A 343-nucleotide genomic window follows, 5' to 3' on the forward strand; every position below is an offset into this window, starting at 1 on the left:
CGTCGCCGTCGAGGCGGAGTTCGTCGGTGGCGGCGCCGATGGCGAGGATGGCGGCTTCGGGTGGGTTGATGACGGCGGTGAAGTGTTCGATGCCGTACATGCCGAGGTTGGAGATGGTGAAGGTGCCGCCGGTCATTTCCTCGGCGCGGAGTTTGCGGTCGCGGGCGCGTTCGGCTTTGTCGCGGGTTTCGGCGGCGATGGCCGAGACGGGTTTGCGGTCGGCGTCGCGGATGACGGGGACGAGCAGGCCGGCGGGGGTGGCGACGGCGACGCCGAGGTGGATGCCGTGGTGGCGGCGCAGGGTGTCGCCGGCGAAGGAGACGTTGACGGCGGGGTTGGCGCG

1 protein-coding gene is annotated in these 343 nt (G+C 71.1%); it reads right to left on the reverse strand.

Annotation, left to right across the window (positions count from 1 at the left end):
• A partial coding sequence (locus tag ACPCUW_RS35220) for a 2-oxo acid dehydrogenase subunit E2 (protein WP_423429703.1) occupies positions 1-343 on the reverse strand: 343 nt, incomplete at both ends.

Source organism: Nocardia sp. AB354 (assembly GCF_049538315.1).
GTDB lineage: Bacteria > Actinomycetota > Actinomycetes > Mycobacteriales > Mycobacteriaceae > Nocardia > Nocardia nova.